Below are 16715 nucleotides of genomic sequence, written 5' to 3' on the forward strand. Positions count from 1 at the left end.
TTTTTATTATGCCAGTTCATAGCAAATCATCTTTTGATTATTTATTATAACGACCACCCTTACTCATATCTTTAAGCATAATCTTATAGTTTTTTTTACCAAGAACCGATCCTAGTTCTGCAGATTTTTTATAAAACTCCAAAGCCTTATTATTATTTTTTTCTACACCTTCTCCAATTTCATAAATATAGGCAAGATTGTTATAAGCCTCAGGATGACCAGCTTCAATAGCTTTATGATACCAAAAATTCCTCTTCTTTGGATTGAACCATGGATTTTCTACACCTAAAAAACTTATGTCTTCAAATTGCTGTGCATATTCATACATAGCATCTTTATGCCCTAGGTAAGCAGCTTTTTTAATCAATTTAAAAAATTGATTATATAAATCTCTTTTGCCTTGCACTGTTAAATTTGACTCTCCATATAGTTTAGAATCTATCAACATTGCTCTCGAATATATTCTTTCTCCTTTCATATTTTTTTATCAGGATGTTTAGCATTCCACCATTCTTTGAATCCGTCCGGTTCCCTTTTGGATATTGTTCTTCCATCTGATTTCTTTTCCAAAACATTCCCTGGTTTATTTGGATCAGGTTTTAATTTCTTAAAAGGATTATTAGTTCCCCCAGCACTTCCCGCTTGGTTACGCTCCCCTTTTATTTGCAAATTGGATTTCGACATCAAATCTACAACATTAATAAAAGTAATTATAAGTTTTAATTGCGGTATCAGACTTTCAATTGGAAAACTCATTTCTAGTCCCATTTCCTTAGGAACGCCTGAGCTAGCTAATGGAAGTGCGGAGAGATTTTTAATGGGCTTACCGTTAATTTCCACTTCCCTAAGTGGGATGCCCTTATCCGAATTTAAACCCGAATTAAATTTCAGATATTGTACTGACATTCCCAAAGTCAACTGGTCAGGTTTAATTTCATTATTGTTGCCCTTACTATCCATCTGAAAGAATCTATCGGGATCGTCATTAAGAACAACAGTCTTCAGTTTACCATCTGTATCAAAAATATAATCGTTAAAAAACCCCTCAGTCTCTCTACCATCAGGATCAATATAATATATTGGATTATTTTGAGCATAATTATAAGGAGATTGGCTCTCATAATCTGATGCCAACGGATCCTCTACATTCCATCTCCCTATCACCGGGTCATAGAATCTTGCGCCGTAATCGAACTGTCCCAGTTCTTCCTGCAACTCCTTGCCATTGTAAAGATATTTATTTGTCCCTGTAATTCCAACAGCTTTCCGCTGTCCGAAAGCGTAATAATCATCACGCTGTAATACCTCCAACAATTCCGTTGATGGATTCTTATAGAAACTTAAACGAACATTCCCCAGATGATCCATCTGGTTATATTCATAACTGTAACCCCCACCATTGTTCCTGGCAATCCCCTCTTCAATCTGAACAAAATCTATCGCACCGTTGGACTTATAATGAATCCCATCAACATACTCCGTTGTACCTGTTGAGGTACTTTGTTTCCTTAACTTTCTCCCTCCAGCATCGTACAAATAAGTTACATTCTCGTTTCCAGTTACCTGCATGGGTAAATTCAGGTAGTTATAGCTGATCGTATTCCCATTTGGCCCATCAACTTCGAGGTTCCCGTTCTCATTATAAGTATAAGCACCGTTGGTAAAACCACTGATCTGTTTCAACTGGTTACCTAGATACTGACTAATGTGATAATCATTAGTGCCATAATCATCCCTGCTTAAAGTCTTGATATTGCCCATCACATCATAGCTGATACTTTCACCCAGACCATTACCACCATTTGATCTAGATAAACGGTTCAGCTTATCATAGGTATAAGTGAAAACATTACCCAAACCATTGTTATATATCTGTTGAGCAATGTTACCATTATATTGATTGTATAACGGGTTGCCTGTATCCTGATATTTCAGCTCCATGCTGAATAAACCGCTGCTGCTCGTCTTTAACCAGCCCCTTTCGTTATAAGTGTACTCTGTATTTTGCAGGAAAGAGCCTCCCCCCGTACTGTGCTGTCCCTTAATTAACAACTGCCCGATTTCATTGTAAGTGTTACCCGATAATTTAACCAGCGGCAGATCCGTTGCAGCCAACAAATTATTAGCCGTCTTCTGTTCCGTACTCAGCTTACGCCCCATATGATCATATACATATTTATTGTACACATACACCCCTTCAACACCGCCATTAAAATGCCGACGGGTACTCTCCTTCAGTTCCCCTGTAAAACTATATATATTACTTATTTCATCATAGTTGTATACATCAGCCGTATTGTTTTTGTAATGCTGGCCTTTGCTCTGAACTACCCTGCCCTCAGCATCATAATAATTCACCGTCAGCAACATACTACCCGTACCTAGCACTGTTACGTTACTCCCCGTCAATAGCCCTTTGGTACAGGGAGACTGCATCTGACCTAAGCCAGTATCTGGCTGCCCGAACACATTACCAGGGAAATCATAATCATCATAATAATTGAGGCTGTGGTAATAGCTGATGATTTGCGGAAACACATTATTCGTATAACCCACACCCGATCCGGATTTTTCCTCCCACCAGTGGTAATCAGGATTAACTACCGTCAGATTGTTCACCGCATCCTGAATAGCCTGCCTGCTACTTCCATCATTGTACAAGCCCGTAAAAATCACCCTGCCCAAAGCATCATACTTGGTTAACAACCATTTTCCCTCGCTCCTTTGCTTCCAGTCTTGGGTAAGTATAACCTGATCAAGCGGATTGTATACCATAAATTCCCAATCCTTACCGGGAACCTTTTTTTCCACTAACCTTTTTCTACTGTCATAATGGTAACCATACATAAAGTTTTTAAACTCTCCATTACTTTCGCTGAAACTGTTAATCGCGCCGACCAATCGGTCTGTATTTTCATTTATCGCAGGTGGCAGTACATAACGTAAATTACCGAAATCATCATAAACATAATAAGTAGACAGTCCTTTGGTATCTGTTTCCCAGATCCTTTTAAAAACCACCTTATCTTTAAAATCTTTGTATTCTTCTGTGGTACCAGCTTTACCATCCCCGGCTCTCCAGTTCTCATCTTTTATTATAGTTTTATACAAGGCACCAGCGGCATAGTAACCCGCAGTTGCCCCAGAAGCAGTAACCGTCCATAATTTTACGTCATTAGCCAGATTTGTTCCATAATCTGTTTTCAAGGTATGTCCAGTATTGTTGGCCTCGATCTGCCATGCCGAGCCTGGCGATCCCTGTTCCAATACTCTGTTTAAGGGAGAAGCCTCAAACCGCGTTTCTGAAAATGGTGTACTAAATACTCCCGCATGCCCAGACTGTGGAGCATTATAGTAATCAAATACTTTTGTTAATCCATCAGGCTTATATGCCCCAGTATTGCCAGTGCTGACATAAGGTAGGTATTTTTTGTGCTCTCGCTCGAAAGCATCATACTCGATAGGAACTACAATATCCTTCTTGTTCGGGCTGCCCTTCACCTGTACCGTCTGTAATGATCTACCTAGACCATCAAAGTACTGAATCTCGGTTTGTACTAACTCAGGATCACAGCCCGCAGCTGTTACCGCGGCCGCTGTTGTTAGCCCAGCTTCCCGGGGCGCATAAGTAGTGATGTAATTCTGATCCTGACTAGCCTCCACACAAGCCAAAGCCGCATTAACTGCAAAACTCAATGTTGTACTATGACTTCCTGCACTATTATATGCTGTAATGGTATAAGTCGTTAGTGGTGCCATAACTGTGGGGGTACCGCTGATTGTTCCGTCTGTATCGTTAAACACCAAACCTGCTGGTAAAGTGGGACTGATCGTATAAGCTTTCGACAATACGATCTTACGAATCAAATTAGGTGCACTTTCAACTACATAAATGGCTCCATCACTACCGCTGGCAATACCAAAAGGAGAGTTAAAACGTACCACCGATCCAGTACCATTCACAGAACCAGCTGCAGTCGTGCCCGCCAATACACTAACCTCACCTGTTGGAGTGACTTTACGAACCATATTATTTGACTGATCGGCAACATAGATATTCCCATTCCCATCCAGCACCAAATCATTACTGGGATTAAATTTCGCAATATTACCTGGTCCATCCACATAGCCTCTTGGTAAGCTACCGGCAAGCGTACTCACTACCCCAGCCGGCGTAATCTTCCTGATCATAGCATTGTCCCGATCAGCTACATATAAATTACCTGCTGCATCAAAGGCCAAGCCCATAGGTCGGTTAAAACTAGCTATCCCTGCTGCTCCATTTGCTGCCCCAAGACTCCCCGAACCAGCAAAATCACTCACGACTCCGGAAGGAGTAATCCTTCTTATTTTGTGATTACTGTAATCTGCTACATAAAGGTTCCCCGAGCCATCAAAAGCCAGGCCTATTGGTGATTGGAAACTCGCAGCCATTCCTGTTCCATTGGCCGATCCAGCAGCACCGCTCCCGGCAAAGGTACTCACCATACCCGATGGGCTAATCTTCCTAATCCTATTGTTATGCTGATCCGAGACAAACAAATTACCAGAAGCATCTATTGCGATATAAGAAGGATGTTGAAAGGATGCCGAAGTACCAACACCATCCGCAGAACCTGCAGAACCACTGCCGGCAAAAGTCGTCACCACTCCCGAGGGAGTAATCTTACGGATACTGTGATTACCCGCATCGGCAACATACACATTCCCAGCTGCATCAACCGCTGCATTCAGCGGATTATTAAAACTCGCTCCAGTGCCAGTTCCATTTGTTGAACCTGCAAAGCCACTGCCGGCAAGCGTTGTCGTACTTTGACCAGCCGATGAAACCGCCCCCCCAGTATTGCTGGGACTTACTGGGCTAATAGCAGTTCCTACCGTAAAAGGCGGGGGATTATCATAAGCAATAACTGGCGCCGACCCCGAAGAACTTAGCGCCACATTAATGTTAGTGATAATATTGCCCACATTTGTACTATATCCTTCCGAAACTACATAATAAGTACCAGCAGGAAGCGTCATCTGAATAAAAGACTCGCGACCAGGACAAGCCAGGCCAGAATTATCATCATTATAAGTAATCAGATTTCCCGAAGCATCCAATAAATGCATATAAGTATCAAACCCACTCCCGCAATGTGAAAGCGTCACTTCTGATTCAGCCCCTAGCGTAAACTGATAGTAAATATCATTACTGGCTTGTCCGATATTATTTCCCAGGCAACCATCCGCATTATTACGGGTGTCCGTATAACTTCCAGCTCCGCTAAAACTACCAGCATAGACTGGATTGTATAAATCTGAACCAACAGAAGGCGTCCCACTCCCATTAACCACAAAGTCCAAATTAAAATCTCCGCTGTTGCTGCTATACCCCTCCACTACAATATAATAAGTACCCGCAGTTAGGCTCTCAGAAATAGAGGAGGCCGCTCCGCTACAGAATGGCCCATTGTCATCGTTATAAACCACCAAATTCCCATTACCATCCAGCAAATGCAAGTAAGTATCAAAATTACTCCCACAAAGAGAAATGCTGACATCAACAGTGTTACTTAGTGTAAAAGTATACCACACATCTGCACTTGGCTGGCCATAATTATTACCGAAGCCATAACTATTGTTCTGAAAATCCGTAAAACTACTGTAACCGCAGCCATTTATCGGAATGGAGAATGCATCGTCCATATAGGTACCACTTTGAGCCTGGGCATTCTTCCAGCTAAAGTTTAACAATATAAAAAACAGGAACAACCAGTACCTGCTTGAGGTCCTGAACATCGAGAGGTGCGAAGCTTTCATATATGCGGCGTTAAGAGCAAGTAGTGATTAAGATTATTTTATTGGTTTGGCAGGCATTCGCTCTGTAGTTGGGATTATCTTCTCCTGCTGTGCAGGGTTGAGCAACCCTCGAAGCTTCCGATTCTTTACATCCATCAACGCACCAATCTTCGTCCGTTTCGCCGCTTCATTTAGACTTGTATCGACTACAATGATACTTAGCGCAGCTTTATAGCTACTTTGCACTTGAGCGATCTGTGTGGCCTTTACCGAATCCACACCAAGACTCTTTCGATAGTAATTTTGCTCCTGTTTTTGTCTCTGTGCCACTATTGAAGCATCTTGTTTTGGACGTTTTTGCTCTTGTCCGTAATTATTAAAGGTTACCCCTATTAGTATAAGAAATGTAAAGTAGAGTCTAGTTCTCATCACTTAATTGATTTGTGGTTTATAATGGTAATCGTAACTTTTAATAATGTTTCCATTTTGGTCTTTAATACACTTCAACCGCTGGAAAGCATCATATTCATAATAAGTAATACTTCCTTTTTCATCTGCTGAACTTATTAGTCCTATGAGTGGAGCATAACAATAAGTGGTCATCTGGGAATCTTTAGGGTACAACCGCAATTCATCAATTGTCCCACTACCTAGTACTGAAATTGTAGCACTAACCGGAGCCTGAACAAAATGTTCATAATATGTCCACCCATTATAGCTCCTACCTGTAATTACGCTTGTACTGCCCGTAACAATTTGTTCGCCATGTCTACTCCAATAGCTAACTATGTATGTCTCTGAGGCAGTCAAACCACTTTTATATATACCTCCATTAACTAAACTGTAAAAGGCCTTCCCCGTTATAGCATTACTACCATACAAATTATTGCCGCTATAATTCCAATTCCCCTTGTCACTTGTTTCAAATGAAGAATAGGCCACAAGATCCGGCTTTGCATTACTAACTTTTGCAGTTATATTTTGATGCTGGTATCCCCACAGGTAAACATTTCCATTGGTTTTTTCTTTATTGTAATGACCCATATTCCCAAACTCATCGTATTTAAAAGAACCAACTGATTTATAAAGACTTGAAAAAGACACATTATTACTATTAACATCTATCTCCCCTACACCTGCAACAGGTACGTCGGTTTCGATCTGGTAAATTTGTTCTGGAACTGTAGCGCTCGAACCATAGGCTACAAATTCTCCACCCGTCACCTTAATAGTTGTCCCAATTCCGTCCTGCATTTCCATATAAGATTGAATCACCGGGCTAATCACATGTTTTGTTTGCAAGTTTAAAATTCCTAGTGTAATACTATTCATCCCTGAAGTATTATTGGGATCTAGTTTGTAGTCCATTGGATAGAAATACTTTTTATTTATTCTTTCATTACCTCCAGCGGCAATACTAATCTCCGACTCCCGGATTTGGTTACCGTTATACTTATATCTTTTAACAGTAGTAAAAGGCTCTACACCAGCAGCATTATAAAGTTTAACAGTACTCTTATTGATTACCTTTGCAATATTGGTAATGACAGGGTATTCTGCGACGACATCAAACTTTATCAATTTTTTCGATGGTAGACAGCCAACGTGAGGGCGATAATTTGTCATTCTAGCCTTTCTTAAACCCCATATATATAATGGAGGTTGCTTATTAGGAGTATATAGCTCATATTCATTAATGGTCTCTTTAACCTGAACATTTTGTTCGTTGAAAACTTTTTCTGACAGTAAAAGTCCACGATTCCATTCATAGTTTAATTTTGGAGCAAAAGGATATCCGTTTGAAGTAAACTGTAATCCAGTAACATCAATAGTATCTTTAAGAGAGGTTGGACTACCAGGTGGACATGGATGTGAAATATAATAATATTTTACAGGTGCAGCATAAAAAAGTCCGTCACAATATCCATCTTCCTCAGGATTACAATCACCACCGTTCACGTCGTTAAGTGCCAAAGCCCTTCCAGGGGTACTATATCGCCTTATTGTTGAACCATTACCAACTATTCTTTCTTTAATTTCAGAATACCCTATATTTATTCCATCATATCCACTCAAAGTAAAATTAGGAGCACTAGTTATCACCAAATTATATACATAATAAGCGAAATTTTCCCTTGGATCAAATTCCCCCCCAAGCGCCGGCCACATATCATAAGGATCAAACTGGTTCCAATAGGGCAGAAAGTTTTCCGTATAAGTAAATACGGGAAGGTTGAACAATATACCACTGGATTTCTCAGGAGTGACTGTTTTAACATACGAGTATTCTCTGACAATATCATTTTGTGACGATATTCCATCATGTCGGATACTTTTTTCTAGTCTTAAACCTCCGCCCAATATATTTCTGTCTTCAAAAGCGAAAGTGTTTGAACCTAATGTAAATTCTTCGTAGCCACCATTCGGAAAGATTATTTTATTTAAAGTACCAGACAATGCCGCCGCAGTATTTGTCGTTCGGTCAGCTCCGTAAATTATATATTCATCTGTTCCAGCATAATCTGTTTTTCGAAACATAGAGAACCTAGCATCCCCATACTCCGCGGGATAAATATAAACAGTTGGTGTTAACGTGTTACAAGTATTGTTATTAAAATAACCCCAAAAATCCTGATGAGGAGAGAATCGGTTTGGTAAAGCATATGTATCATTATAATAAAGCTTATAAGGACTCAAAACATTACCTTCTACATCCTTTTCAATAATCTTATCCAGCTTAAGCCTTTTATTAGGATTTCCATACTGTGCATAGTAGCTGTGTAAATCCGGATCAATTGGGCTCTGCAAATAACTATGATTAAAATCAATTCCTTTCACAAATGAAAGCCCCCCTGTTTCAGACTTTGCGTAAACTGTTATTGAGGTAAGCGCTGATGAACCTATCAAATCCTCTCGATTCTTTAATGCTTCAAATTGGATTTTAAAATCCGGTCCCTCAATACTTGACAAGCGAAGTGCATTTACTTGGTTTTCGTTATGGAAAGCTATTGATGCATTTGGCCTATCATAAGGTTTAGAACAATCTATATATGATACATATGGCGTATTGGTTTTAAAACTTCTTACAGAATAACTATCAGGCAAAAGCTGGGTGTAAGACTCAGCCTCATAATTAAACATAATTTCACGATTTTGGATAGTCTTAATTTTAGTCAGATACCAAGAGCTATTATATTCACTACTGCTATAAAAACCCTCGGTAGTATAACTATCAGGAGCAGTAACAGGAGCATAATAACTATCGCCAGTTGACCTAGCAATTGTTTTTTCAGTTTTATCAAAATAATACGTGTTACCGCTTTCATCGATAACAGTAAAAGATTTGATGCGTCTGGGATTAATAGTAGTGCTCTCTTCTGATAAAGTATAACTAAATTTCAGATCCTGATAAGGTATCAGATTTATCGAATGTGCTTCTGGAGCAATTTGTCCAGTATGGTCAACCAGATTGCTACCCTGACTGAAGAAAAATTTACCAACATGTCCATTAAAGTTAAAATAGAAGATATCAGGTTCTGTATCAATAACATTATAGGGCGTTCGCATCATATGAAGTCCTGTTGAGTTATAATTACCTGCGAATGGAGAGTAACCATGCATTTGACTCCCAGCGATTAACCCATCTGGTCTTATAAGATAATTATAGCTCAACCAACCCATGCCAAAATTAAATTTATCATCAGGAAGATCCCGAACATTTCTTGTAATAACACCACCACAATTCAAACTCCAGCCTAGTCCCACCCAGCTCGCAATATCAGCTACTTTTATACCTGAAGCATTATAAGAAAGGGAAATAGGTAACTTAAGGTTACCTGCACTCGCTTCATAAAGTGGGATATTTATATTAGGAATACCGGTAAAACTAGATACAACATTATTTGCATATTGTCCTAAAGAAGCGGCTGTTGGAGATGGAACTCCAGGAATTGCAATTCTTGAAATCTGCCCCAAATAATCTCCATCTTCAACTGGTAATTGTGCACTAGCAGGTCCAACTAAACAACTAAGAAGCAGTAGTAAACAAAAACAACTTATTAATATTTTACAAAAATTATTTCTTATCATATTAAAATGTAAGGGGTCCATATACACATGTTTTACACAGCTATCCTCCTAAACTAGGCTGTTATCTAACCCGAGAAGAATTTATTACATGAAAGGAAGGATTCGGATGTCAAAAGCCAATATTCGATTGACGTAAAAATAAACAGATAAGAAAGCCGGCGCCAATCATTAATTTACTTAAAAACTTGTCTCTATATTTAGGCCCAATCTTGATTATTGTTTTATCGTATAGGTATACACAATCATTTTTCACAGAGTGAATTTTACACTCATTTACAATGTATGATTTATGTACCCTTATAAAATGAAATGATAGTTTTTGCTCAATCACTTTCATGGTCTGATAGGTGATGTGTTCTCCCAGGATTGTATTAATCATCACAAAGTTTTGATTTGCCTCAATATATTTTATCTCATCAAAAAGAATTTTAATAATATTTCCCTTGTTCCCGGATTGAACATACAAGCTGTTTCTAACACCTGCAGACTTACGTACCTGAATTACCCTATTAATTGTTTTCAGAAACCGTTCCCAGCTGAAAGGTTTCAACAGGTAATCAAAAAATCCATCCTCAAAAGCCTGGAAAGCATTATCCTTCACCCTCGATGTTACAATCACCAAGGTCTGATTCAGTAAGACATAATCATGTATATGACCATAATCTTTTGCAAGGTCTATATTGAAGAAAAGTATATCATTTGCACTTAATGAAAGTAGCGAATTCATAGCGCTACCAACATCAGAAACTACTCCAAAAAGATTCAATTTTGTCGTTTCACGAATAAAACTTGACAAGACAACAGCAGAAGACTCATCGTCAATAATAAAACAGGATAGTGTATTCATAAAGCGTTATTTTATATTTTTAAAAACTATTACTCATTTTGAACATTGGCAGATACATGGCTATCAGGATCACCCCTACCACTAATCCCAAAAAAATGATGATCAGCGGCTCCAATAAACTACTGATCGTATTGGTCCTATACTCCACTTCTTCCGTGTACTGTGCGGCTATTTTTTCAAAGAAATAATCCATCCGGTTCACCTCTTCGCCAACCTTAATCAACTGGATCATTTTGGCAGGATAAAAAGGAAAAGCAGACAGACTTTTATGCAAAGATTCCCCTTGCAAAATATCCTGTTCTACCTTCAATAAGGAAGTTTCGATCGGATAGTAATCTATCATCTGCCGTACCAAGGCAATAGATCGCAGCAAAGGTGTATCTGTACTCACCAACAAACGCATGGTATTGGCAAAACGTGCAAAGTAAATCTTCTTCACCAGATCACCGACAACCGGCACCTTTAACAGCAAATGCGAAGAAAAGCTCCTAAACCAATCGGCTTTGCGTTGAAATAAATAAATGACCACCAGCACCACTACAAATAGCAGCAGAAATATAAAATACAGATCAAACCAACCCGAAAAACTGATAATCAAAGCTGTAATCCAAGGTAATTTACCTCCGAAGCGTAAAAACACATCGGCGAACATGGGCACCACAAACTTGATCATAAAAAACACGGCACCTAAAGACGACAGCAACACAATAGCCGGGTAAGTAACTGCAACGGATGAAGGCAATTATTTCTCGATTGATAGCGGAAAGTATCGCTGCAGGTAACTGAAAGGATGAGGTGATTGATATAATCGTTAGTCAGATTTATTGTTCTCTTATTTTTAATTGAAAAATATCCCCAAAGAACCAGTAGAAAGACCAAGCCATATGCTGCATTTATAAATGTCTCTTGTAATCCTGAAAGATTATATTTCAACATAAACATCACTACCGCTAATACAGGAAAACACACCCAGTACACCGCCCGGTAAACCAAGTCCTGATAGCAAATAAAAGCCAGACACAGTAGCATTACAACTTGTAATAAGATCATTAATCTGCTACTACTTCTTTCAGATTTTTTGCCTGATCGATTTCCCAGACATTAAAAGTCCCGTCACCGTCGAAATCAGTAACGGCTGTCGCCCGAGCAAGAAAAGCACTGTTTGTGGCATTGACAATTTCGATCTTGTAATTGGCTCTGCCGTCTTTTCCACCAGTAGTCAACTTTTCCTGGATAAAACCAAGCTCGGTCAGATCAGAACTGTATTTAGATTTTTCGTAAAAGAAACTTTGCTGCAGGGTTGATAAATGTTCCAATTGAACTTTAGCTTCAGTACTTTTAGCCTTGGTAATTAAGGGCAATAAATTAGGGAGCGCCAGTAAAACCAGAATACCAATAATAACCAATACCACTAGTATTTCTGTAAGCGTATATGCTCTAACCTTTTGTTTGAGGAGCTGTTTAATCATGAGTAACGATAATTTTGATAAAATGAATAAATCTACTATTAGATTATACATTTCATATCTCTCGCAATATTAGGTATGTGTTCTTAAAAAAACAAGGACTCCATCCTGATTAACCCATTCATAACTTATTCATAATTTTATATTAACATCTTTTTAACAAAAGAACTCCGTCAATAACTGCGTATAAAAACCGAAAATATTATTAGGCCAATTAATGAGCTTAATGAAATTTTAGTCTAGCCTCAAAAGGAAAAATATCAGGAGATTCCTGGGGGGATTTCATGTACAATTAGGAACAAACAATGATGGTATTATGGAACCCTGTCCAGAAAGACAGGCTCCATAATACAATTTCAATTTAAGCCAGAATTTTAAAAGAAAAATTTACGTATGGCATAAGGGAGGTTGATCAGTGTCTCCTTATTCCCCGTCTTAAAATCGACCTCTTTATTTTGCAGGATCAGCTTATTGTTACGGTAAACAGCCGGATAAGCCTTTCCATCGTTATAATAATTCCCTGGCACCGGTATATCTCCAGCCTGACCAAACTTAACTGGCTGCTTAATTTTATCAATGATCCATTCTCCTGTAGAAGGCCTGAATACTGCCATTTCGGCTTTACCATCACCATTATAATCAGCAGGAACTGGTATGTCTCCGGCAACATGCTGAACCTGTAATGGAATATTTCCAAGGCTAGTCTGCCATAAAGAGTTGTCTCTGCGGAAAAATCCAACATCCAAAATTCCGTCACCATCATAATCCGCCGGAACCGGTATGCCCATTTTATGGCCAAATCTGATGCTATCCATGCCATCAAAATACCAGGTCAGATTAGCGGGCCGGTAAACTGCAAAATCAGCAAAACCGTCTCCGTTATAGTCTCCACATACAGGTATATCACCATTGCGGCCCAGGATTACTGTTTTTCCATCCTGAGTATAAAATTTACCTTCTGAGGGCCGGAATACAGCAAGCTCGACCTTTCCATCTCCATTATAGTCTGCGGGAACGGCTATATCTCCTGCCTTTCCAAACGCTATGTCTGCATGATTAGCGATCTTCCAATTCCCCGCCGAGAACGACATCAACTCAGTAGTCTGATCGTTATTATAATCCAGGTACCTTGCCACGTTAGTGTGATGGAATAAGGGTAATGTAAACTGACTGTCAGCATCCTTTTCTTCTTCTCCGGTAAACGGAGAAAAAGTACGTACACTGATCAGATCCCTGGATTTTGAAAACTTCATTAGGCGCATCAGCCCGTGACCTCCATTCGGCCTACTCTGGTAATCAGACAAAAGAGATTTAACGACATTACCTGCATAACCGTCCTGACGATAACCTTCACCATTGTCGCCCACATGACCTGAAAGGGTAAGAAATACGTTGGGAAAGCGCTTAAGCCCGTCAAATATCCTTTTTCCCTGCTTGGAAAAGGCTGGAAAGCCCTTCTCATTGGTACCAACGGTCTTATTGAAATGGATCATCGAGTGGCTCACTAAGATTGCCTTTCTATCGCTATATTTTTCCAACAACTGGCTAGCCCATTTGTTCATTCCCTCAATGTCTTCATCATAAGAATCATATTCAAGGAAAATGCTGATAAATTTTATACCCCCTGCAATAAAAAGGTCGTAGTGGCTGTCATTATCATCACGATAGTGTCCACCATACCATTTTTTATTCTTAAAGTGCTCAATGCCAAAATACTTATTATACTGATCTGTCTTGCCGCTCAGCGGATACTGGCTCTTGGTCTGGTCATGGTTACCTACCGCCATACCGTAAGGTATCCCCTGTGGATACCCCGATTGTGGTTTTTCCAATACATACATCGATTCGGCTGCATTGACCCATTGCTCAGGGAACTTCTCACCATCATCGGATATATCACCAAGGTGGATGACATAGGCTATATTCTCCTTAACGGCATTATTTACAATCCACTGGGTTTGCGCCGTAAACATTTCCTTTTTACCGCCATTCTTTTCAGAGGTATAATATTGAGTATCGGGGAGCACGGCAATGCTAAACTCTCCTGAAATGTCTTCATCTGTTGTGTTTCCGTTGCCTGCTACTTTAGGACTGCAACCGGAAACCAGTAATAGTGCAATCAATAGCACTGAAAAATTATTTTTTGCTGATATCATGATATTTATAAGATTATTTTATGGGGCTTCATAACCGTATACGGTAAACTCAGCTAAACTGGTATGTACGGCGGGGCCTGCAGTGGCATAGATTCTGAAAAAGCGCATTTTCGCAGTGTTTTTTGGAGCAAAACTTTGCGCTTCATCTTTTTGTATCAGTGTAAACGTATCGTAATCTGTCCAGGTTGTTCCGTTCATACTTCCCTGGATAATAAATGTGGTAAAACTATTTGTAACTCCTGTTGCGCCTGCCCTGCAAATCAGCTCAACCCTGGTTATGTTATAAGTTTTCTGAAGGTCGACTGCCAACCAATGTGGGAATACCGGAACTGGTGCGGGAGTATGATGGGTATGCCAGAAAGTATTCAGGTCATCATCAAAAGCAAATTTGGCAGGACCTCCGCCATTGGCAAGCTGAGAGGTAGCAGCAAAAGAGTCAGCTGTAGCCACAAGGCCTGATTTCGGTATTTTTGAAGATACAATCAGCGAAGTATATCCTGTATAAAAAGGATCTATGCTTGCACCTGGACGATACTCCGTTCTGTATCTGTAGGTGCTGCCTGGTTTATAGTCTGAAATTGCAGAGCTGACTTCATCCACACCAAAACGCTTTACGGTAACTACATTCGCAGTATTGATATATTCTACTTCCGTTACATAGGCCCCGCCGGTTTTATTGGCATTGCTCCAGGTTATCAGTAGATTTGTTCCCATATTTTCACTCTGAACTACCGGACGCGTGACCAATAATGATTGATACTTAGGACCATAAGTTTCACCCAGTAATTCTACGTCAACAGATTTATTTCCCTTATCATCAAAAGTACGTGCAATAAAAGTATAGGGCCTTTCCTCCAAATGATCAATGATCACACTAATGGTGTCGCCACTGGCTGGAATTGGTACACTAACAGAATCTGCATAATTGTTCCAGTATATCCTTGCCAGTTTCACATTGGCATCCGCGCCGCGGAGCCAGGAGATTCTGATTCTTTCGCGGCCCGACTGGACAACAGGCTTAGTTACCCTGCCTGCATAGGTTAGCCCTCCCGGAACAATAAATTCTTTGTAACTGCTATCCATTTTCGTACAGGCAGCAACTGCGCATATGGTTATGGCAAGCAGCACGATTTGATGATGTTTTATTTTCATACGATTAATTTTCATATTCATGATATACAATTAGGGCTGTACTTCCCCGAATAAAGTGAGCTCAGCTATAACTATTTGCCCCGTACTGCTATAGGTTTCCACAGTTTTCCAGCGCAGGTAACGCACAGCTGGTGGTGTTTCCTCAAAAAGAAAATCCTCTCCGAGAAAATTGCCATAATTTTTATCTTCTGCAGTAGTCTGGCCCATTGGTAATCCTGATGGCTTGTACGATTCGAATGCCCCCAACAATACCCATCCGTTAAAAGAGCCATCAGGATTAGGCGCATTAGAGCCCCACAGTTCGAACTTTTTAACTGCCGATGCAATGTATAAATGCGACGTAGGTGCCTGATGTTCCTTAAATCTGCTCAACAGGATTTTCTTTCCGAGATCTATACTAAACCAGGAAGGTATGGTAGAACCATTGGGCGTTGCGAAAGTATCCCCCGTAAGTATCCCCCATTTTCCATCCCATATTTTTGAAACGCTATAGCCCGAGTTTACTGGCCTCCAGGAATCAAGTGGCATTTGCATGGAAACCCAACTCAATTTTGATATCTGTGTTTCAAATTTTGGTGTCAGGAGTTTAACCAGGGTATCTGATTTATTGCTCCAGCGATCCCTTATGTATACCGCAAATTTTTTCTCCTGGCTTTTTAAGCCCCTTGCAGAAAATTTACCCTTTACTGCTGCTGAATAATAAGAGGTTACTGGTGCCCAGGTATTCTTGCCAGTAGTATCCATCATTACCTCTATGGCAAGATCTGCTTTAGTTGCATTGTCAAAAGTTACCGTTACTCCGCCAAAAGTAGATTCGACATCAACTGTTGAAAACACCGATCTGACAGGAGGTGTTTGAGGGCTGACATTGACGATTACAGGAGCAGATTCCTTTTCGTTCTTGCCTACACTATAGATCTTTACTTCGTAACTTTTGGTATCCCCAAAACCTACCAGCGCCAATGTATCTGCATACCTGGATGTTTTGGCTTCTCTGAATACACCCGGCTGTATTTCATAAATGGCTTTTACATAGGCCAGGTTCTGATCTACGGGAATCTTGTAAGAAAGCTTAGCAGCTCCCGGCAGTTCTTTAATTTTCACATTGCTGATCGGTGCTGGTGCCGGTGCGTTGGCATCTATATGGTCCAGTCTTTCTTCTTTTGTACAGCTGTACAAGAGTGTAGCTATAATTATCGAAATTATAAAATATAGGTTTTTCAT

At 39.9% G+C, this 16715-nt stretch carries 10 protein-coding genes; all 10 read right to left on the bottom strand.

The genetic code is table 11. The annotated features are described in order from the left end of the window. Window positions 1–37: 37 nt before the first annotated feature. On the bottom strand, window positions 38–478 hold the full coding sequence (locus tag EZ444_RS01850; RefSeq protein ID WP_131606658.1) for a tetratricopeptide repeat protein: 441 nt from the start codon (window positions 476–478) through the stop codon (window positions 38–40). Then, window positions 475–5802 carry a DUF6443 domain-containing protein gene (locus EZ444_RS01855; RefSeq protein WP_131606660.1) on the bottom strand — a complete coding sequence of 1776 codons (5328 nt, stop codon included), beginning with the start codon at window positions 5800–5802 and terminating at the stop codon, window positions 475–477. The genes EZ444_RS01850 and EZ444_RS01855 overlap by 4 nt, the downstream gene beginning before the upstream one ends. A gap of 33 nt (window positions 5803–5835) precedes the next feature. Then, on the bottom strand, window positions 5836–6210 hold the full coding sequence (locus tag EZ444_RS01860; RefSeq protein WP_131606662.1) for a hypothetical protein: 375 nt from the start codon (window positions 6208–6210) through the stop codon (window positions 5836–5838). A gap of 3 nt (window positions 6211–6213) precedes the next feature. Then, window positions 6214–9870: a hypothetical protein gene (locus EZ444_RS01865; protein WP_131606664.1), complete on the bottom strand. Its 3657-nt coding sequence runs from the start codon at window positions 9868–9870 to the stop codon at window positions 6214–6216. 109 nt (window positions 9871–9979) lie between these two features. Then, window positions 9980–10717 carry a LytR/AlgR family response regulator transcription factor gene (locus EZ444_RS01870; protein ID WP_131606666.1) on the bottom strand — a complete coding sequence of 246 codons (738 nt, stop codon included), beginning with the start codon at window positions 10715–10717 and terminating at the stop codon, window positions 9980–9982. Window positions 10718–10736: 19 nt separating this feature from the next. Then, window positions 10737–11459 carry a type II secretion system F family protein gene (locus tag EZ444_RS01875; protein ID WP_225874599.1) on the bottom strand — a complete coding sequence of 241 codons (723 nt, stop codon included), beginning with the start codon at window positions 11457–11459 and terminating at the stop codon, window positions 10737–10739. A gap of 307 nt (window positions 11460–11766) precedes the next feature. After that, complete coding sequence (locus tag EZ444_RS01880; RefSeq protein ID WP_131606668.1) at window positions 11767–12186, bottom strand: type IV pilin protein; 420 nt, start codon at window positions 12184–12186, stop codon at window positions 11767–11769. Window positions 12187–12557: 371 nt separating this feature from the next. Beyond that, complete coding sequence (locus tag EZ444_RS01885) at window positions 12558–14339, bottom strand: FG-GAP-like repeat-containing protein (protein WP_131606670.1); 1782 nt, start codon at window positions 14337–14339, stop codon at window positions 12558–12560. An 18-nt stretch (window positions 14340–14357) separates the two neighbouring features. After that, window positions 14358–15491: a DUF4998 domain-containing protein gene (locus EZ444_RS01890; protein ID WP_165503493.1), complete on the bottom strand. Its 1134-nt coding sequence runs from the start codon at window positions 15489–15491 to the stop codon at window positions 14358–14360. A 30-nt stretch (window positions 15492–15521) separates the two neighbouring features. Then, window positions 15522–16715 carry a DUF5000 domain-containing lipoprotein gene (locus EZ444_RS01895; protein ID WP_131606675.1) on the bottom strand — a complete coding sequence of 398 codons (1194 nt, stop codon included), beginning with the start codon at window positions 16713–16715 and terminating at the stop codon, window positions 15522–15524.

The sequence above is a fragment of the Pedobacter hiemivivus genome, from assembly GCF_004331685.1.
GTDB lineage: Bacteria > Bacteroidota > Bacteroidia > Sphingobacteriales > Sphingobacteriaceae > Pedobacter > Pedobacter hiemivivus.

Excerpts from the sequence above, each read along its gene's own strand:
- EZ444_RS01850 (WP_131606658.1), bottom strand. The coding sequence starts at position 478 with ATGAAAGGAGAAAGAATATATTCGAGAGCAATGTTGATAGATTCTAAA.
- EZ444_RS01855 (WP_131606660.1), bottom strand. The coding sequence starts at position 5,802 with ATGAAAGCTTCGCACCTCTCGATGTTCAGGACCTCAAGCAGGTACTGG.
- EZ444_RS01860 (WP_131606662.1), bottom strand. The coding sequence starts at position 6,210 with ATGAGAACTAGACTCTACTTTACATTTCTTATACTAATAGGGGTAACC.
- EZ444_RS01865 (WP_131606664.1), bottom strand. The coding sequence starts at position 9,870 with ATGATAAGAAATAATTTTTGTAAAATATTAATAAGTTGTTTTTGTTTA.
- EZ444_RS01870 (WP_131606666.1), bottom strand. The coding sequence starts at position 10,717 with ATGAATACACTATCCTGTTTTATTATTGACGATGAGTCTTCTGCTGTT.
- EZ444_RS01880 (WP_131606668.1), bottom strand. The coding sequence starts at position 12,186 with ATGATTAAACAGCTCCTCAAACAAAAGGTTAGAGCATATACGCTTACA.
- EZ444_RS01885 (WP_131606670.1), bottom strand. The coding sequence starts at position 14,339 with ATGATATCAGCAAAAAATAATTTTTCAGTGCTATTGATTGCACTATTA.
- EZ444_RS01890 (WP_165503493.1), bottom strand. The coding sequence starts at position 15,491 with ATGAAAATAAAACATCATCAAATCGTGCTGCTTGCCATAACCATATGC.
- EZ444_RS01895 (WP_131606675.1), bottom strand. The coding sequence starts at position 16,715 with ATGAAAAACCTATATTTTATAATTTCGATAATTATAGCTACACTCTTG.